The sequence below is a fragment of the Streptomyces chlorus genome (assembly GCF_042655885.1).
GTDB classification, from domain to species: Bacteria; Actinomycetota; Actinomycetes; order Streptomycetales; family Streptomycetaceae; genus Streptomyces; species Streptomyces chlorus.
On record NZ_JBHSOA010000008.1, the window covers coordinates 53527 to 70458 of the forward strand.

Genomic DNA, 16932 nt, shown 5'->3' on the forward strand with positions numbered 1-16932 from the left:
GGCGGGCCCATGTCGCCCGGGGTGGGTCCTCGGACCCGGCAGAGATGGGTGTCGCGCCCAATGGGTTCCGGGCGGGGAAACGGCGATGGTGATGGATCGACCATCTGTAACCGGAGGAGACTTCCCGTGTCGCTCGACCTGCCCCTCACCGAATCGCGCACCGACCACCCCGCCGTGGACCAGATCCGGCAGCGCCTCGAACACGCCCGCACCACACGGGTGGCACAACTCAAGGCCCTCGACGACACCGGACAGAGCCCCGACGACCATCTGCTGGCCAACCAGCGGGACGCCATCAAACGCGTCCTCAAGGAGATCGACGAGGCCTTCGCCCGTGTCGAGGACGGCAGCTACGGCGCCTGCCTGGGCTGCGCCAAGCCCGTTCCGGCGGAGCGGCTGGAAATCCTTCCGCACACCCCGTACTGCGTCTCGTGCCAGAGCCGCGCGGCCTGACCGCACCCGCCCAGGCCCCGGCCCCGCCCCGTCCGTGTTCTTCTTCCGCTCCGCCCAAAGGGGGGTGCAGTGGTGACCCACCAGACGATCGACGAGCACGGCGAGGTCCTCACGTCCGAGGACCTCGCCCTGCTGCGTGCGAACCTGCGTGAGCAACAGCTGTTCCGCCGGGACCAGCTGCGCCAGTTCGCCGTCGATGCGGGGCCGTATCCGGGGGACCCGGACGGACCGCCGGTCGCCGGCCAGCTCGAAGTCCAGGTCAGGCTCGCCGCGTCCGCCCGGATGGTGCTCGCCGACGTGGAGGCGGCGCTCACCCGCATGGACACCGGGGACTACGGCGTCTGCCACCTGTGCCGTGGCCGCGTCGAGCGCGACCGGCTGCTGATCGTCCCGCAGGCCCGCTACTGCGCCCGCTGCCAGCAGGTGCGGGAGGCCGCGCGATGACCACGGCACACCACCGGCCACCGGACCGGACGGAGCATGTGCGTAGGAGGCACGTGCGGGCGGATCGCCCGCGTGCGGGGCACGTACGCGGGTGACCCGCCCGGCCGCCGAATTCCTCCGCCCGCGCGCTGCATCCACCGTCCCGGGCGCGCAGGCGGTGGCCGCCCTCGCCGCGGACATCCACCCCACCGGACCGCTCCCGGTGGGGCACCTCGGTGCGCACCTCGCCGAGGGGGTGCCGCGTGCGAAGGGCACCGTCACCGGCGCCCGGCCCATTCCGCCGGGCGCCGGTGACTCGCGTACGTGACCCGCGCCTCGACACCGACCCACCCCGAAGGAGCTACGACGTGGCGGGCACCATTCCTCCCGCACAGCCGCCCCCGGGACCCCGCCTCGGCCCGCCCCCGGACCCCCGGCCGTGGCGCCGTCGGCCCAATCCCCTGCGCCGCCCCACCGACCGTCTCCAGGCCAGGCTCGGCCTCGGGCTGCTGCTCGCCGTACTGGCCGTGGCGCCCGTGGCCGGCGTCGTCGTCGCGGATCTCGCCCACCGCCACTACGCGGACACGGCCCGCCACCAGACTCTGACCCGGCACGAGACGAGCGCGACCCTCACCGAGGACGTCCCGCGCCATCCGGAGCCCGGATCCGACGAGGCGAAGCTCGCCCGTTACCCGGCCGAGGTCCGTTTCACCACCCCCGACGGGCGCACCGCCACCACCCGGGCCGAGGTCCCGCCGGGTCTGTCGGCGGGCAGCCCGGTGCGCATCTGGGTCACCGCCGACGGCGAGGCGACCGAGCCGCCGCTGACGCGTGAACAGGTCCGCAGCCACAGCATGGGCTGCGCCCTCCTCGCCGCCGTTGGAATCGCCCTCACCGGCGCCGCCGCCCATGCCGTGACCCGCCACGCCGTGCGTCGCCGCAACCTCGCCGCCTGGGAGAGGGCCTGGGCCGAGACAGCCCCCCGCTGGACGACACCCGGATGAACCGTCGCGTGGCCGGCAGGGAACTCACGGAACCCCGTACGCGCGTCCGGCCCCGGTGTCACCTGTGCTCGGAGGTGAGGGTCTTGACCCGGCGGAGCGTGAGGACGGTCTCCGTCGTGTGGACGCCGGGCAGGGCGCCGACCCCCTCGCTGAGGAACGTGTAGAGCTCCTCGGTGCTGCGGCACAGAGCCGAGATGACGAGGTTCGTCCGCCCTGTGACGGCGGCGGCGAACCGCACCGCCGAGTGGCCGGCCACCCCCGCGCCTGCTTCGGCGAGGGCGTGCGGGGCGACTGTCAGCCAGATCAGCGCCTCGATGCCCTGCCCGAGGGGCTCGTGGTCGTACTCGACGGCGAGGTGGAGCACTCCCGTGCCCCGCAGCCGTCCCAGGCGCTTCTTCACCGCCGTCGGGGAGAGAAGGGGGGCGGAGCGAGGCCGGATAGATTTTTGCAGGCTCTGCATATTTGCGTATCCTGCACGACGTGCGTAACAGGGACCCCGCAGAGGGTGGGCTTCGGGGCCGCAAGAAGCGGGAGACCCGCGCTGCTCTGGTGGCGGCCGCAGTGCGGCTGGCGGCGGAGCACGGCGCGGAGAACGTCACCGTCGACGCGATCAGCGAAGCGGTCGGTGTATCGCCCCGCACGTTCTTCAACTACTTCGACTCCCGTGACGAGGCGTTCGTGATGGTGGGCGCGGAGTCGGGCGTGCGCGTCCGGCAGGCGGTGCTCGCCGCGCCCGCCGACGTCTCCCCGCTGGTGGCGCTGCGCGACGCGCTGGCCGCGGAACTGGGAGAGGTGGAACAGCAGCACGAGCTGTGGCGGCTGTACTCCGAAGTGCTGCGCAGGTCACCGCACCTGCTCGCGCGCAGTGTCGGCGCCCACATCGAGGACGAGTTCATTCTGGCCGAGACGCTCGCGGAGCGCATCGGCGCCGGTTCGCCGCTGTTCACCGGGGACCGTCCCCCCTTCGAAACGGCCGAGGGGCAGCTGCGGAGGCAGGCCCTGGGGCTGTATCCGAGACTGCTGGCCTCAGTCGGCACCACGGCGGTCCGTGTCGCCGTGGAGTACTGGTGCGTGCGGCAGGACGAGTCCACCTTCGAGGCCGTCTTCCGGACGGTGTTCGACCACTTGGCCGCCGGACTTGCGGAACCGGTCGTGCCGGGCGTGCCGGTCGCACCGGCGGATGAAGCCTGAGCGGACCCGCTTCTCACCCGACCTTCGAACATTTGTGAAAGAGCTGAAGTGACCTCATCATCGGCGCCCGCAGAGGCGCCGCCCACCTCCATGACCAACCGGCAGATACTCCAGGCCATGTCGGGGCTGATGGCCGGCATGTTCGTCGCCATTCTGGCCGGCACCGTGGTCGCCAACGCGCTCCCGCGCATCATCGCCGACCTGGAGGCCAGCCAGTCCTCCTACACCTGGGTCATCACGGCCGAGCTGCTGGCGATGACGGCGACGGTGCCCCTGTGGGGCAAGCTGTCGGACCTGTTCAACCAGAAGCTGCTGCTCCAGCTGTCCCTGTCCCTGTTCGTCGTCGGCTCCCTGCTGGCGGGCTTCTCCCAGGACGTGAGCCTGCTGATCTTCAGCCGCGTGGTGCAGGGCATCGGCGCGGGTGGACTCACGGCTCTGGCGCAGATCGTGATGGCGGCCATCATCCCGCCGCGCAGGCTGGGCAAGTACGCCGGCATCTTCGGCGCCGTCTTCGCGGTCGGCACCGTGGCCGGACCGCTCATCGGCGGTGTTCTGGTGGACACGTCCTGGCTCGGCTGGCGCTGGTGCTTCTTCATCGGCGTGCCGTTCGCGCTGCTCGCCATCGCGCTGCTGCAGCGCACTCTGAAGCTGCCCACCGTCCGCCGCGAGGCGAAGATCGACTTCCTGGGCGCCTTCCTGATCGTCGCGGGTGTCTGCACCCTGCTCATCTGGGTCTCGTTCGCCGGCCGTGAGTTCGACTGGATCTCGTGGCAGACCGCCGCTCTGACCGGCGGGGGAGTACTGCTGCTGATCGCCGCGGTCCTCGTCGAGGCGCGCGTGCCGGAGCCGATCATCCCCCTCGGCATCTTCCGCAACCACACGGTGACGCTCACCACGGTCGCGAGTCTCCTCGTCGGTGTGGCCATGTTCGGCGGCACCGTCTTCCTCTCGCAGTACTTCCAGATCTCCCTGGGCAAGTCCCCGACCGTCGCGGGCCTGATGAGCCTGCCCATGATCCTCGGTCTGCTCGTCTCGTCGACCGTCGCCGGGCAGATCATCACCGCCACCGGCCGGTGGAAGGTGTACCTGGTCGCGGGCTCCATCATCATGACCGCGGGCCTCGGACTGCTGTCCACCATCGAGGCGGACACCCCCTTCGCCCTGCTCAGCGTCTACATGGCCGTCATGGGCATCGGCGTCGGCATGCTGATGCAGAACCTGGTCCTGGCCGCGCAGAACGACGTCCCGGCGACCGAGCTGGGCGCCGCCACCTCGGTGCTGTCCTTCTTCCGGAGCATGGGTGGCACCATCGGCACCAGTGTGCTCGGGGCCATCCTCGCCAACCGGGTCGCCACCGAGATGACCAAGGGCCTGACGGAAGCGGGCATCCCGGCCGGCTCGAACGAGTCCGGCGGGGGTGGGGTGCCCGACATGACGACGCTGCCCGAGCCGATGCGGGGGATCGTGGAGCACGCCTACGGCGTCGCCACCGCGGACCTCTTCCTCGTGGCCACGCCCGTCGCGGCCCTCGCCGTGATCGTCGTGCTGTTCATCAAGGAGAAGCCGCTGAAGGACACCAGCGGCATGGAACGGCTCACCGCCGAGTCCGCCGAGTCCGCGGAGTCCGCCGGTACGACGGCGTCGCCGGCCGGCGTCGGCTGAGGCGAACGTCCTTGGGGGCGGTAGCGTGCGGAGGTCTTCCGGGGAGGCGCCCGGAGGGCCTCCCCGGAAGACCTCCGCACGTGTATGACGAGTACGCGACGCGCTACGGCGAGGAGGCCCATGCCGCACTCGCCCGCTACCCCGACGAGGAGTTCACGGCCCCGCTCGGCGGCGTCCTGCTCCTGCTCCTGGAGCACGGCGAGCCGGTCGCGGGCGGTGCCTTCCGCCGGTACGACGTGACCACGGCCGAGCTGAAGCGGATCTGGACGCACTCCGCCCACCGTCGGCGCGGCCTGGCCTGGCCCGGCGCGTCGTCGAGGAACTGGAACGTGAGGCGGAGGCCCGCGGCTACCGGCGCGTCCACCTCACCACCGGTCCACGCCAGCCCGAGGCGCGCGGCCTGTACCTGGCCACCGGCTACACGCCGCTGTTCGACACGGAGGCCGACCCGGAAACCATCGGCCTGCTGCCCTTCGAGAAGCAACTGTCGGCCGCAGCACGCGTGGCACGTACGTGAGGGGACAGGCAGCCGCTGCGGCCGTGACCGAGCGCCGTCCCACCCCAGTGACGGCTTCCGCGAACTCGGGCGGCAGGAGTGTATGCGGCTGATGGGCACGGTGCCTGTCGGCCGTATCGTCCACACGCGCCGGGCCCTGCCCGCCGTGCTGCCGGTCGACTTCGACCTGGTCCGACCTCTCCCGGGCTCTACCAACTGGCCCCGGACAGAGGGACGTTCGACCCGGAGACCGGGCCGTGCAGCCTTTCCGTAGGAGGCCTGCGATGCGAGATATTGAAGGTGTAACGAGAGCCGTTCACCTTCTGCGCATCGCACACCCCTGGAGGGATGAGCATCATGGCAGTTCACGACAACTCCCAACGGCGTCCGGGATTCCGCGTCCCGTCTCTGCGCCGGGCCGGGACGGCTCCCGCGTCCGCCGAGTCGACGGCGGCGGCGGACACCGCGACCCGCGCGTACATCCTCGCCGGGCTCCGGATCCTGACGGGTTTCGTCTTCCTGTGGGCGTTCCTGGACAAGACGTTCGGCCTCGGCTACGCCACCCCCTCCGGCAAGGCATGGACCGACGGCGGCTCGCCGACCCAGGGGTTCCTCAGCGGCGTCGCTGTCGGGCCGATGGAGTCCGCCTTCCACGACTGGGCCGGGGCGGTGTGGGCCGACTGGTTGTTCATGCTCGGCCTGCTCGGCATCGGCGTCGCCCTGATCGCGGGCATCGGCCTGCGGCTCGCCGCGGTCGGCGGCACCCTCATGATGGCGCTGATGTGGGTCGCGGAATGGCCGCCGGCCCAGCACCTGTCGAACGGATCGCCGAGCATGTCGACGAACCCGTTCGTCGACTACCACCTGATCTACGCCGTCGTCCTGATCGCCCTCGCCGCCGCGGGCGCCGGCGCCACCTGGGGCCTGGGCAGGGTCTGGGCGCGGCTCCCCTTCGTCAGCCGCAACCGCTGGCTCCTCTGACGGCCGCGGAGTCGTCGGACCTCCGACGGCCGCACGCTCCCACGGACCGGGGCATCTCCGCTCATCGGCGGGGGTGCCCCGGCACCGGGGCCTCCCTTCGCCGGGTCCTGTGGTGCGGTTCGGGGATCAGGCCGGGTTCGCCGCCCCGGGCTCGCGTGCCCGGGGCGGCGGAGCGTGAGCTGTGCGAAGGCGCCGTTCAGGGGTCGGCCGGACTGATGCGGCGCCCCGTCAGGCTCGTGGGCCGGATCGACACCCACATCTCGCGTTCGCCCCCGGCCCACGGAGCGGTGTGGGCGTGTTCGGTCAGCCGCCGCACGTCGTCGGGGTCCGTGACCAGCCGCGCGGGGCCGACGGCGAGCACGCTCCAGCCCTGGCTCATGGCCTCGTCCACATGGTCGATCTCGAAGGCGGTGTCCGACCCCACGGCCGTCCCGGGCACGGAGTCGGGAGCGGTGCGGAAGGCGATCACGTCATCGACGACCTCGTAGTTCACCGGGACGACCGCCGGGCCGTCCGGGGTCGACACCGCGACGCGCCCCACACCGTGGGTGGACAGCAGGGCGCGGCATTCCTCGGGGCCGAGGTCCAGGAGCCGGGGGTGCGCGAGCGCGACGCCCTGGCCCGGCGGCATCTCGGTGCCGCCGCCGCGCAGGGCCTGGACCGTGGTGTTCAGCGCCCCGGCCAGGTTGATGAGCGTCGCCAGGCTCGGATCGGCCTGGTGTTCCTCGAGGTACGCGAGGTACGCCGGCGCCATCCTGGCGCGGCGAGCCGTCTCGGTCCGGGTCAGGCCCTGCCGCTCGCGTTCGGTGGCCACCCGCCGGCCGAGGTCGCCGGTGTGGGGTGCACCGGAATCGGCACCCGCCCCGGCCGCGCCCGGTGGACGGGACGGCTCCCGGGCGGTCCCGGGCTCGTGCCCCGGATGCAGGATGTGCGCGTCGGGCCCGGGAAACACGAGCGTCACCACCTGCGTGTCCGACCAGCGCACGTCGTACGGGGGTGTCCCGTCCTTGTGGTGGAGTCCGATGATCTCGCCGTCGCGCCGGGTGACGCCGGTCGCCGCGCTTTCGATGACGAGTTGATCGCCGAGGTGAGCTCGCATGATCGCTGCCTTTGCTCGGATGCTCGGGGTGTGGGAAGGAATGACGGGACGGGATTGCCGGCCGCTCGCTGACGGCCGGCCCCGCCCTCGGCTCAGCCGGTGATCTCGATGCGGCGCGGCGTGGCCTTCCCGGTCTTCGGGACACGCACCGTGAGGACTCCGTTGGCCAGCTCCGCACTGATGTGCTCGGTGTCGGCGTTGGGCGGCAGTGTCGTGCGGTAGTGGAACCGTCCGACGTGACGGGTGTGCCGCCGGACCATGCCCGTGCGTTCCCGCTCCTCGATATCACCGTGGACGGCGAGTTCACCGTCGCTGACCTCGACATTGATCCGGTCCTTGTCCACGCCGGCGAGCTCCAGCTCCACTACGTGGGCGTCACCGGTGTCCTCGACGTCGGCCGGCGGCGTCCACGTATCGGCCGTGCCGGCCTCGGAGAAGTCGTCGCCGGGAAAGGGGAAGGTGGAGCGCATGAGGTGCTCCATCCGGGAGCGGAGGTCTTCGAGCTCCCGGAGGGCGTCCCACCCGGAGAACGAGCCCCTGCTGCGGCGTGCTGGATGCGACATAGGTCCTCCTCCTCGGCTTCTGCGACGGCAGCGCCACCCGTCGTCGACGGGGGACGGATTCGCCGCTCCGGAGCCGGGTACCCCGGTAGGGGCGGGACACCCACAAGGCTGTCGCGGCCGCTTCAGCGGTGTGTCGAGGACCGCGGTCGGCCGGGCGGAGCGGCTGGGCCGTGCCGTGACGGGGGATGCCGCCGAGGGCATGGTGTGCGAGCTCGTGGAGAGGGGCACCGCGGCGAAGTACCGCCAGGAGTGGTCCGATCCACGGCTGATCGTCGCCGTGCTGAACAACGGAGACCTCAACCAGGTCACCTGGGAGATGCGGGCGATGTCCGGCGCGCCGCAGTTCGAGGAATCGCAGCACATCCCCGACCTGCCCTACGCGGAGATCGCCCAACGGATCGGACTGGACGGTGTGCGGGTGAAGAAACCCCGGCATGTCGAGGCGGCCCGGGACCGGGCACTGGCCGCGGACCGGCCCTTCGCCATGGACTTCCGCACCGACCCGGCCGTCCCACCGATCCTGCCGCACGCCGGGCCGGGATCCCGTCGAGGAGCCGCCGGTCAGGATCGCGTTCGGGTGGGCGTCCGCAGGGCGAGGAGGGCGACGTCGTCGTCGTTGGCGACGGGGCGGACCCGGCGCAGCAGATGGTCGGTGAAGGAGGCCAGAGGGCGGTGGGCGAGGGCGGCGGCGTGTTGGCGCAGCCGGTGCAGACCCTCGTCGAGGGTGTGGCCGGGTTCTTCGATCAGCCCGTCGGTGTACAACAGAAGGGTGGATCCGGGGGGCAGCAGGGCGACGGCGTCGGTGCGGGGGCCACGGGTCCCGGTGCCCAGGAGAATGCCGTGGCCGTCCGTGAGGTAGTCGGTCAGGCCGTTGTGGCTGATCAGCAGGGGTGGCGGGTGGCCGGCATTGGTCCAGGACAGTTTCCAATGGCCGTCGTGGGCCTCTTCGAGCCGGGCGAAGATCACGGTGGCCATGGCGACATCGGTGATGTGCAGGAGCGCCTCGTCCAGGCGGCCGATGATCCGGCTGGGGGGTTCCTGCAGGGCCCAGGCGTAAGCGCGGAGCATGTTGCGCAGTTGCGCCATACCGGCCGCGGCCTCCAGATCGTGACCCACGACGTCTCCCACGGCCAGGGCGGTGGCGCCGTCGGACAAGGAGAAGGCGTCGTACCAGTCGCCGCCGACCTGTGAGGCGTCGGGTGCGGGCAGGTAGCGCACCGTCATCTGCAATCCGGGCACGCGCGGCATCTGGGGCAGCAGGTGGTTCTGCATGGTCTCCGCGACCTTGCGCTGTCGCTCGTAGAGACTCGCGTTGTCCAGGGCGAGGCCGGCCCGGCGGGCGATGTCCTCGATCAGGGGGAGATCGTCGGTGGTGAAGTCCACCGGTTTCTTGGCGCGGCCCAGAGTGAGGGCGCCCAGCACTTCGCGCGTGCTGCGGATGGGGGCGATGGCCGCGGAGCGTATGCCGGTGGCGTCGAACAGGCTGCGCTGTTCGAGCGCGATGCCGGAATCCGGTACCCCCTGGTAGGTCTGCGGGCCGACCAGGGCGGAAGCGACCCCGCGAAGGGCCCTGGACAAGGGCATCGGGGAATCCTCCGGGACCGGTGGCATCGGTCCTTGCAGCTCCTCGTGGCGCACCAGGGCATCCCCGTCCACGTGGGCGACGAGGGTGCGCCACACCTCGTCGCGCTCGGTGATCAAATCGACGATGGCCCAGTCCGCCAGCCGGGGCACCACCAGGGTCACCAGCCGGCGCAGCGCCTCCTCGACATCAAGGGTGGAGGTCAGCTGAGTGGTGGTCTCGGCCAGCAGCGCGAGCCGTTCGAGCTCCGGCAACGGGCCGGCCGCCCCCTCCGGCTGAGGGTCGATTTCCGGTGAGTGCCGGGGGTGGAAGAGAACGAGTGTGCCGAGTGCGTGGTCACCGACGTCATAGGGGGTGACCAGCCACGAGATGGGCAGCAGGGAGCCGTCCCCGCATGCGAAGTAGTCCCCCTCGACCTGGGCGGTGCGCCCGGCGAGGAAAGCCTGCCGCATGCTGCATTGAGCCCTTGGCAAGGGCTGGCCGTGGGCATCCCGGTGCAGCAGGTCGTGCGCGTCGCGACCGAGAAGATCCTCGGCGGGCAGGGCCAGCAACTGTTCGGCGTGGACGTTGACCGCGATCACGCGGCCCTGCTCGTCCACGAGGTATGCGCCGCTCCCGATGGCCTCCAGCGCCCTGGTGAGCGTGGCAGCAGGTTCGGCCGGAGGCCGTTCCCCGAGGGCCTGGGTAGGCTCCACCCCTGCCATACCCTCATCTCCTTCGCTGACTGGCGGCACGTTTATACAGCAATATTCCCTTCCCCGGGTGCCCCAGTACCGGTGAATCCAGCCCCACTCTCGAGCGCGTCCCGGAAACCGGACGCGAATTGAAACATCTCCGCCGACGAAACTTCCATGCCGCCGGCCACCTGCCGGTCACCTTCCCCGCCGACGCCCCCCGGGACCGGGTACCACCGCGGCCGCCTACCCCGGCACCAACGGAACCTCTTCCACGAGGAGGGCATGGCGACTGCGCGGCGCACGGTGCCGATGACAACGGCACTGCCTCTCTTTCCTGAGCGCCGTGCATCCTAGGTCATCGTCACGAGCATGGTGAACCGGAAGGTCTGTGCCAACGCGGGACCGGACGAGGCGCGCGCCCTTCGCGAGGCGAAGGCCAACGAGCGTCACACGTCGATGACGCGCTCGAGCTGTTCCGGACTGATGGACTTCCTGGCCGCGGTGGGACTGCTCACCAAGCCCGCGCTGTTCTTCTGCAAGCGCGCCCGTCCGATCCGACGACCTCCGGGCGAGCGGACGACATGGCCTTCGAAAGGCGTGGGCGCGAACCGCACGTGCGCGGCCGAGACGTCGGCACCCTGCTGGCCGATGCGGTCGCGGGCGTACTGCCCGCGCCGACCGGCGGACCGAAGACATTCCGCCGCCTCGCCCGCCGCCGACGCCGCTGACTCCCCACGACGACACCATCGAGCCGACGTTCCCCACGTCGAGGCCCGCTTGGTGGAAGGCGGCGCGCCGGGCCGGGTTGTGCTGCGCGCCTCCGGGGCGGAGGGTGGAAATGACCGGATGAGAGCGTACTTGGCCCGACCCCTGCGTCGCCGTGCCGCGCTCCCCCGCAGCTGCTCCTTCCCGGCACAGAGTTCATGAACACGCCGGGACACGATGACGGAGGTCGCCGGGAACACCTCCATTGCGCTGCGCAGACGTACCGAATTGATCTCGTGCAGCACCGTCGCTCCCGAGGAGCACATCCCGCGCCCTCCGCCCACACGAAGGAGTTTCCGATGGTTTCCGATCGTTTCCAGAAGGCACTGGAAAAGATGATGGAGTACCAGCCCAAGGGCAACCCCGACGTCACGTCGCACACGAAGCTCATCGAGTACTACGAGGAACTCGCGCCCGACCTGCCGAACCTGATCGTCGAGTTCCCGTTCGGTGACATCTATTCCCGGACGGCTTTGGACAAGAAGCAACAGACCCTGGTCACCATCTCGGGACTGACGGCCTTCGGCACCGAGCCGCAGCTCGAGTTGCACATCAACACCGGCTTCAACGTCGGTCTCACGAAGGACCAGGTCGTCGGGGCGATCATCCACCTGATTCCCTACGTCGGCTACCCGAAGTGCCTGAATGCCCTGACGCTCGTGAAGAAGGTGCTCGCCGAGCGCGACGACGTCGAATAGGCCACGCCGACGGCCGAGATTGATCTCGCGTCACAAAGGAGCTCGTCATGCATCTGGTGATCGGCCTCGGGCCGATTGGCGGAAACATCGGCACCCACCTCGCCGGGAAGGGCCGCGAGGTCTACGGCTACGACCTCGACACCGCGCGCGTCGCCGAGTGGGCGCAGGAGTCGGGCTCGGCATTCTCCGGCTCCGACCTGGCCGCGGTCCCCTGGGACGCGGTCACGTCCGTCAGCATCGCCGTACGCCTGGCCCACCAGGTCGAGGCCGTGTTCCGCAGTTTGAACGACACAACCGGCAGGCCGCTGAGCATCTTCGTCAACACGACGCTGACCCCGACCGACGCCAAGAGGATCGCCGCCCTGGGCAACGACAACTGGCGGATCTTCGAGTCCCCGGTCTCGGGCGGACCGGCGGGCGCTCGCCACGGCACCATGAGCATCTTCCTGACCGGCCCGGCGCCGACCGACGACGAGGAGAGGCTGCTCGCCGACCAGGCCGGACATGTCTTCCGTCTGTCCGAGTACGGTCAGTCCGCCATGGTGAAGCTGCTCAACAACGCGCTGGCCACCTACAACCTGACCGCCACGGCCCAGATTCTGAACCTGGCGGACGCGCACGGTGTCCCGGCGGACAAACTGGCCGAGGTTCTCGCGGTTTCCACAGGTCAGAGCTGGATGAGCGACAACATCAAGGATGTCGCGTACGACCTCCTGCTCAAGGATGTCGGGCTGCTCCGTACCGAGCTTCAGCACCTGCCCGTGACGGACCTGGACGGCGATGTCGAGGGTCAGATCCTCGCCGCCCGTGAGGCCCTGGGCTCCGAGGCGAAGTAAGCCCTCACGGCAGATGGGCGGGACGCACCCGTATGTGGGCGAGCCCGCGCACGAGAGCGGCAGAGCCACACCTTTCGCTCCGTGGCCGGCACCGAAGCGTGCCGGGCACCGCGGCTCCCGGCCCTCGCGAGCAGGCTCGTCAGCTTCACCATCGCGACAGTGATCGACCATCTGTCCGCAAAGTGTGTCGCTGCAGAGTGAGGAAACGCCCTTGACCCGCGTTGAGCAGGCAGGGAGCCGGTCTCCAGGAGCACCCGATGCTGCGCACCATGTTCAAGTCCAAGATCTAACGCTTGGCCATCTGTGCAGGTCAGAGGCGCGATGGAGCCGCTCAGGTCAGCAAACGGTCAGCATCGGGCGCGGTGGCGTCCCTGCTTGCCGACCGTAGCCCTTGCCGTCACCGGACAAACCCGGTTCCCGGCAGGCGAAGGTCACGCACCGGCCGATCTCTGCCGCCCCCGGCACCGGGCACCCGGCAGCCGGGCCCCGCGAGGTGCCCCTCGACGGTCGGCGCGCGGGCACCGTACGGTCGGCGATGGTCACACCGGGCCGGCCGGGCGCGCTACCCCGGCCGCAGGGAAGAAGGGCGGGGAGCACCGATGGAGGACAAGGACCCCTGGATCAGGCCACTGCGCGGGGCCGTGCCACCTCGCGCGCGCGTGCTCTTCTTTCCGCACGCAGGTGGCGCCGCCTCGTTCTACGCGCCGTTCGCACGGCGGTTCCCCGAGGGGTACGACGTCGCGGCCGTTCAGTACCCGGGGCGGCAGGAGCGCTTCGGTGAACCGTTCGTGGCGACCGTCGAAGGACTCGCCGACCGGCTGATGCCGTCCCTGCGGCGATGGGCGGCGGAGCCCGTGCCGCTCGTGCTCGTCGGCCACAGCATGGGGGCGTCCGTCGCCTTCGAGTCGGTACTCCGGCTCGGGCGCGACCGGTTGACGGCGCACTGCCGTCTCGTCGTTTCCGGCCGGACCGCCCCGTCGGCACTGCGCGAGATCCTCGCTGTCGACTCCGACCAGGAGATCCTCGACCACCTTGCCGGTCTCGGCGGCACCGCCCCGGCGATCGTCCGCAGCCCGGAACTCATGGACCTGTTCCTGCCCGTCATACGCAATGACTACCGGGCGGTCACCCGATACCGGCCGGTCCCCGACGCCGTGGTGGACACGCCCGTCCTCTGCCTGACCGGGGACCGGGACCCACAGGTCGCGACGGAGGAGGCCGCAGCCTGGAAGAGTCACACCACGGCCGGTTTCCGGCTGGAAGTCCTCCCCGGGGAACACTTCTTCCTGACGGACCATCCGGACACCGTCGTGCGGCTCGTCGCCGAGTGTGCCGACGTCGGCGGACGATGACGCGCGTTCGCGGCTCGCGGGGGCTCGTGGTAGTGCAGCGTCCTCGTTGGTGTACGCCCGTGCGCGCGTGGTGACCGTGAGCGCCGGTGACTCCTTCCGTGCGCCGGGTCGTTCCCCCGCGCCGGGCGCCCGCCGAAGGACCCGGGACTGGGCGGCGTTCAGGCATGCCGTTGCCGAATCCGGCCGAAACTCCTGGGGGCGAGAGCCCATGCGTCCGAGGCGGACGGTGCAGGTGGTGGCGGTTGTGGCCCAGTTGTCGAGATGAAAGTCAATTCTCCGTCCGGGCAAGAGGTTTGAGTGCGGAACGACGGGACACCCCCCTGGCGGTGAGTTGCTGACAGGCCATCTCCCCTTCAGTTTCGGGGGGTTGCCATCCTGTGACCCAACGTGAAAACTGTGAGCGCATTCGGCCCGGATGGATCGTGCCGAAGCGCCTTTTCAGCACGTAAAGCACTAAATCATGGGACAGGAGAGTCCTGCGCGGAGCCGCTGCGCGGGAAAAGTCACGGGGGGATGTAGTGATGTCTGCTTTGTGCCCGAGAGGCGTGCCACCAGGTTGCGGGCGTGCGGGCTTGCCGGCCGCACGACGGACGTCCGGACCGCTCGGCACTGTCGCCCCGGCGTACGGAACCTGTCCCCGGGGCTGCTGACGCCCCCCGGCGGCCACGGGCATTCCGTGAGGGGCGAACGGGCGGGTCGCTCCTGAGCGGCGGCCGGCCCAGCCCGACCACGAGTCGGCCACCTGGCGCGGAGCGAGGTCCGCCGCGCGGTGTCACACCCGTTGACCGCGCCCATGACGGCCACGGCTTCCTGCCCGGCGAACCCACACCACAGTCGATGGCCCATGCCGGGCCCGCGCGTCCTCACCCAAGGAGAACCGGTGACAAGCACTCAACCGACCGGGGTCGAATCGCCCCTGGACGCGTTACCCGACCGGTGGCGGTCCATACGCGAGGCGGGCCCCGTGACCTACGACGAAGCGCAGGGCCAGCGGCGTGTCGTGGACCACCGGGGGGTCTCCGCCGTACTCGCCGATCCGGGGACGTACTCCTCCGACCTCACCAGCAGACTCCTCACCGCCGAGGTGGACGAAACACGCCTGGCGGACGAGGAGATCGTCGGATTGGTCGCCCTGCTGCTGGTCGCCGGGCACATCACCACCACCGCGCTGCTCGGCAACGCCGTGGTCACCTTCGGCCGGCATCCCGGAACTCTCGCCGCGCCGCGCGAGAACCCCGGCCGGCTGCCGGACGCCGTCGAGGAAGTACCGTGCCGGCTACCGCCCTTCCCCGAACGGGGACGGCGCACCACCCGGCCGGTGGTGCTCGGCGGCCACGAGATCCCGGCCGACACCCTGCTGATGGTGCACCTGGGTGCCGCCCACCGTGATCCCTCCCGCTTCACCGATCCGGACGTCTTCGACGTGGCCCGCAGTCCGCATCCCCATCTGGCCTTCGGCCACGGCATCCACTTCTGCTTTGGCGCGCCCCTGGCCCGGCTGGAAGCACGGGTCGCGCTGCATATGCTGATGGAACGTTTCCCCGCCCTCGCGGTCCCCTCCTACGAGGACGTCACGTACCAGAACCCGGCCGTCGTCGTCGGCGTACGTCACCTGCCGATCGTCGTCACCAGGCCGTGACGCGCGTCGACGCGCTCAGGTCCCGCACCGCTCACCCGCGGGCCGGCCGCGTTCCCTCCCCGCACCCGCTCTCACCAGGAGTCCCCTTCCCATGCCATACCCCACCGCCGCTCCGGCCGCCGACCGGCCGACGTCCCCGCTGCGCCAGGAACTGCAGAGCCGCCTCGACTCCCTCGCGCGCGCCCACCGTGTGCCCGGCGCCCAACTGGCCGTCCACACCGGCACGCACACCCTCAGCGTGCACACCGGCACGGCCGACGCCCTGACGGGAACCCCGTTCACCGAGGACACGGCCGTACCCCTGGGCTCCGTCACCAAGCTCGGCACGGCCGCCGCCGTGTTGCTCCTCACCGACGACGGAGACCTCGACCTCGACGAGCCCGCCGCCGAACTGCTCCCCGCATTACGGCCGTCATCCGAGGTGACCGCGCGTCACCTGCTCAGTCACACCGCCGGCCTGCCCACCGGACCCGACTCCGACAGCGCCGCCGGCACCACCGCCACGCGCTACCTCTCGGCGGTCTGCACCGCGCGGAGCGCCCTGTTCCCGCCGGGAACCGGCTTCTCCTATTCCAACGCCGGCTACGTCGCCGCCGGCCGGCTCGTGTCCGAAGTGACGGGCATGACCTGGCAGGAAGCACTGCGAGCGCTCCTCCTCGAACCCCTGGGTATCGTCCCCGCCTTCCTCGGTGACGCCACCCCCGCGCGGCCGGTCGCCACCGGCCACGCCCTCAACACGGCCACGGGCCTGGTGCGCCCGACCCACCAGAACCTCGCCCCCGTGGAGGCTCCGGCCGGAGCCCTGCTGGCGAGCGCCGAGGACCTGGTGGCCCTGGGAAGGGCCGTCATCGGCCGGTCCACCCTCCTGCCCGCGTCCGTCGCCGCCCGGATGCGCCGCCCCGAGCCGGCCGCCGACCCCGGTGCCCTGGCGGACTCCTGGGGCCTGGGCCTCGCCCTCTTCCGGCAGGACGGCCGCGTGTGGTGCGGCCACGACGGGAACGCCCAGGGCACCTCCTGCCATCTGCGGGCCGACCCGGACAGCGGTGTCGTCGTCGCCTTCACCGGCAACGCAGGCGGCGCCACCGCCCTGTGGCGGGACCTCGCCGCCGACCTCGTCCGGCTCACCGGCATACGCGTGCCGACCGCCCCGGCCACCGCCCGCCGCGGCCGGGCCGTACCGCTGCCGGAGTGCGCCGGCACCTACCGCAACGGGGGCACCGAGTACGCGGTCAAGCTCGACGGGGACGGCACGCCGACCCTGTCCGTCGACGGTGACTGCCCCCTCCCGCTGGTGTGCTACCCGGACCTGTCCTGCGATCTGGTCGACCCGGCCACGGGCCGGCACGAGCCCGGCGGCCGCTTCCACCGCGACCCTGCCACCGGGACCATCGACCGCCTGCAGATATCCGGACGCACCGCGCGCCGCGCCGACACCGTCTGACCCCGCCCGCGTCACGCACCCGCCCCGTACGCATGGACCCCCGCACCGCTCCGGTGTGCCCACGGGCCGC

Annotated in this window: 16 protein-coding genes and 4 pseudogenes; 16 read left to right on the forward strand and 4 right to left on the reverse strand. The window is 71.0% G+C overall.

The window, feature by feature from the left end; all coding sequences use genetic code 11:
- Positions 1–126 precede the first annotated feature (126 nt).
- The 4 genes from ACFPZI_RS04060 (at position 127) to ACFPZI_RS04075 (ending at position 1880) form a co-directional block, all read left to right on the forward strand.
- Positions 127–453, forward strand: a complete 327-nt coding sequence (locus ACFPZI_RS04060; RefSeq protein WP_381358302.1) for a TraR/DksA family transcriptional regulator — start codon at positions 127–129, stop codon at positions 451–453.
- A 72-nt stretch (positions 454–525) separates the two neighbouring features.
- Positions 526–897: a TraR/DksA family transcriptional regulator gene (locus tag ACFPZI_RS04065; protein WP_381358305.1), complete on the forward strand. Its 372-nt coding sequence runs from the start codon at positions 526–528 to the stop codon at positions 895–897.
- A gap of 91 nt (positions 898–988) precedes the next feature.
- On the forward strand, positions 989–1204 hold the full coding sequence (locus ACFPZI_RS04070) for a hypothetical protein (RefSeq protein WP_381358307.1): 216 nt from the start codon (positions 989–991) through the stop codon (positions 1202–1204).
- A gap of 40 nt (positions 1205–1244) precedes the next feature.
- A complete protein-coding gene (locus tag ACFPZI_RS04075) occupies positions 1245–1880 on the forward strand; it encodes an Rv1733c family protein (protein ID WP_381358310.1) in 636 nt (211 codons plus the stop codon).
- A gap of 58 nt (positions 1881–1938) precedes the next feature.
- Here ACFPZI_RS04075 and ACFPZI_RS04080 read toward each other — a convergent pair whose 3' ends face one another.
- Positions 1939–2280 carry an Lrp/AsnC family transcriptional regulator gene (locus ACFPZI_RS04080; RefSeq protein ID WP_381358312.1) on the reverse strand — a complete coding sequence of 114 codons (342 nt, stop codon included), beginning with the start codon at positions 2278–2280 and terminating at the stop codon, positions 1939–1941.
- A 71-nt stretch (positions 2281–2351) separates the two neighbouring features.
- On the opposite strand from ACFPZI_RS04080, the gene ACFPZI_RS04085 reads away from it, so the two are divergent.
- The 5 genes and pseudogenes from ACFPZI_RS04085 to ACFPZI_RS04105 all read left to right on the forward strand — a co-directional run bounded on the left by ACFPZI_RS04085 (position 2352) and on the right by ACFPZI_RS04105 (position 6210).
- Complete coding sequence (locus ACFPZI_RS04085; protein WP_417801251.1) at positions 2352–3071, forward strand: TetR/AcrR family transcriptional regulator; 720 nt, start codon at positions 2352–2354, stop codon at positions 3069–3071.
- 90 nt (positions 3072–3161) lie between these two features.
- A complete protein-coding gene (locus ACFPZI_RS04090; RefSeq protein ID WP_381358401.1) occupies positions 3162–4733 on the forward strand; it encodes an MDR family MFS transporter in 1572 nt (523 codons plus the stop codon).
- Between the two features lie 86 nt (positions 4734–4819).
- Positions 4820–5250 (forward strand): annotated as a pseudogene (locus ACFPZI_RS04095) (GNAT family N-acetyltransferase); the annotation flags it as partial.
- An 82-nt stretch (positions 5251–5332) separates the two neighbouring features.
- Positions 5333–5419 (forward strand): annotated as a pseudogene (locus tag ACFPZI_RS04100) (pyridoxamine 5'-phosphate oxidase family protein); the annotation flags it as partial.
- A gap of 167 nt (positions 5420–5586) precedes the next feature.
- Complete coding sequence (locus ACFPZI_RS04105; protein ID WP_381358316.1) at positions 5587–6210, forward strand: DoxX family membrane protein; 624 nt, start codon at positions 5587–5589, stop codon at positions 6208–6210.
- A 196-nt stretch (positions 6211–6406) separates the two neighbouring features.
- Here the strand turns inward: ACFPZI_RS04105 and ACFPZI_RS04110 are convergent, their stop codons facing one another.
- Positions 6407–7309, reverse strand: a complete 903-nt coding sequence (locus ACFPZI_RS04110; RefSeq protein WP_381358318.1) for a pyridoxamine 5'-phosphate oxidase family protein — start codon at positions 7307–7309, stop codon at positions 6407–6409.
- 92 nt (positions 7310–7401) lie between these two features.
- Positions 7402–7872, reverse strand: a complete 471-nt coding sequence (locus tag ACFPZI_RS04115) for an Hsp20/alpha crystallin family protein (protein ID WP_381358321.1) — start codon at positions 7870–7872, stop codon at positions 7402–7404.
- Here ACFPZI_RS04115 and ACFPZI_RS04120 point away from each other — a divergent pair.
- Positions 7778–8350 (forward strand): annotated as a pseudogene (locus ACFPZI_RS04120) (thiamine pyrophosphate-dependent enzyme); the annotation flags it as partial. The gene ACFPZI_RS04115 and the pseudogene ACFPZI_RS04120 overlap by 95 nt on opposite strands.
- Positions 8351–8433: 83 nt before the next feature.
- Here the strand turns inward: ACFPZI_RS04120 and ACFPZI_RS04125 are convergent.
- Positions 8434–10158, reverse strand: coding sequence for a SpoIIE family protein phosphatase (locus ACFPZI_RS04125; protein ID WP_381358324.1), 1725 nt, complete (start codon positions 10156–10158; stop codon positions 8434–8436).
- A gap of 327 nt (positions 10159–10485) precedes the next feature.
- Between ACFPZI_RS04125 and ACFPZI_RS04130 the strand changes: the two are divergent.
- From ACFPZI_RS04130 to ACFPZI_RS04155, 6 genes and pseudogenes are all read left to right on the forward strand, one after another.
- A pseudogene (locus ACFPZI_RS04130) lies at positions 10486–10686 on the forward strand (diiron oxygenase); the annotation flags it as partial.
- A gap of 509 nt (positions 10687–11195) precedes the next feature.
- A complete protein-coding gene (locus tag ACFPZI_RS04135) occupies positions 11196–11594 on the forward strand; it encodes a carboxymuconolactone decarboxylase family protein (protein WP_381358325.1) in 399 nt (132 codons plus the stop codon).
- A 47-nt stretch (positions 11595–11641) separates the two neighbouring features.
- On the forward strand, positions 11642–12430 hold the full coding sequence (locus ACFPZI_RS04140; protein ID WP_381358328.1) for an NAD(P)-dependent oxidoreductase: 789 nt from the start codon (positions 11642–11644) through the stop codon (positions 12428–12430).
- A 599-nt stretch (positions 12431–13029) separates the two neighbouring features.
- Positions 13030–13782 (forward strand): thioesterase II family protein, encoded by a 753-nt coding sequence (locus ACFPZI_RS04145; protein ID WP_381358331.1) that lies wholly within the window; start codon positions 13030–13032, stop codon positions 13780–13782.
- A 964-nt stretch (positions 13783–14746) separates the two neighbouring features.
- Positions 14747–15421, forward strand: coding sequence for a cytochrome P450 (locus tag ACFPZI_RS04150; protein WP_381358334.1), 675 nt, complete (start codon positions 14747–14749; stop codon positions 15419–15421).
- A 91-nt stretch (positions 15422–15512) separates the two neighbouring features.
- Positions 15513–16862, forward strand: coding sequence for a serine hydrolase domain-containing protein (locus ACFPZI_RS04155; RefSeq protein ID WP_381358337.1), 1350 nt, complete (start codon positions 15513–15515; stop codon positions 16860–16862).
- Positions 16863–16932 lie beyond the last annotated feature (70 nt).

Coding starts and splice junctions, on each gene's coding strand:
- ACFPZI_RS04145 (WP_381358331.1), top strand. CDS start 13,030: ATGGAGGACAAGGACCCCTGGATCAGGCCACTGCGCGGGGCCGTGCCA.
- ACFPZI_RS04155 (WP_381358337.1), top strand. CDS start 15,513: ATGCCATACCCCACCGCCGCTCCGGCCGCCGACCGGCCGACGTCCCCG.
- ACFPZI_RS04110 (WP_381358318.1), bottom strand. CDS start 7,309: ATGCGAGCTCACCTCGGCGATCAACTCGTCATCGAAAGCGCGGCGACC.
- ACFPZI_RS04135 (WP_381358325.1), top strand. CDS start 11,196: ATGGTTTCCGATCGTTTCCAGAAGGCACTGGAAAAGATGATGGAGTAC.
- ACFPZI_RS04090 (WP_381358401.1), top strand. CDS start 3,162: ATGACCAACCGGCAGATACTCCAGGCCATGTCGGGGCTGATGGCCGGC.
- ACFPZI_RS04140 (WP_381358328.1), top strand. CDS start 11,642: ATGCATCTGGTGATCGGCCTCGGGCCGATTGGCGGAAACATCGGCACC.
- ACFPZI_RS04115 (WP_381358321.1), bottom strand. CDS start 7,872: ATGTCGCATCCAGCACGCCGCAGCAGGGGCTCGTTCTCCGGGTGGGAC.
- ACFPZI_RS04105 (WP_381358316.1), top strand. CDS start 5,587: ATGGCAGTTCACGACAACTCCCAACGGCGTCCGGGATTCCGCGTCCCG.
- ACFPZI_RS04125 (WP_381358324.1), bottom strand. CDS start 10,158: ATGGCAGGGGTGGAGCCTACCCAGGCCCTCGGGGAACGGCCTCCGGCC.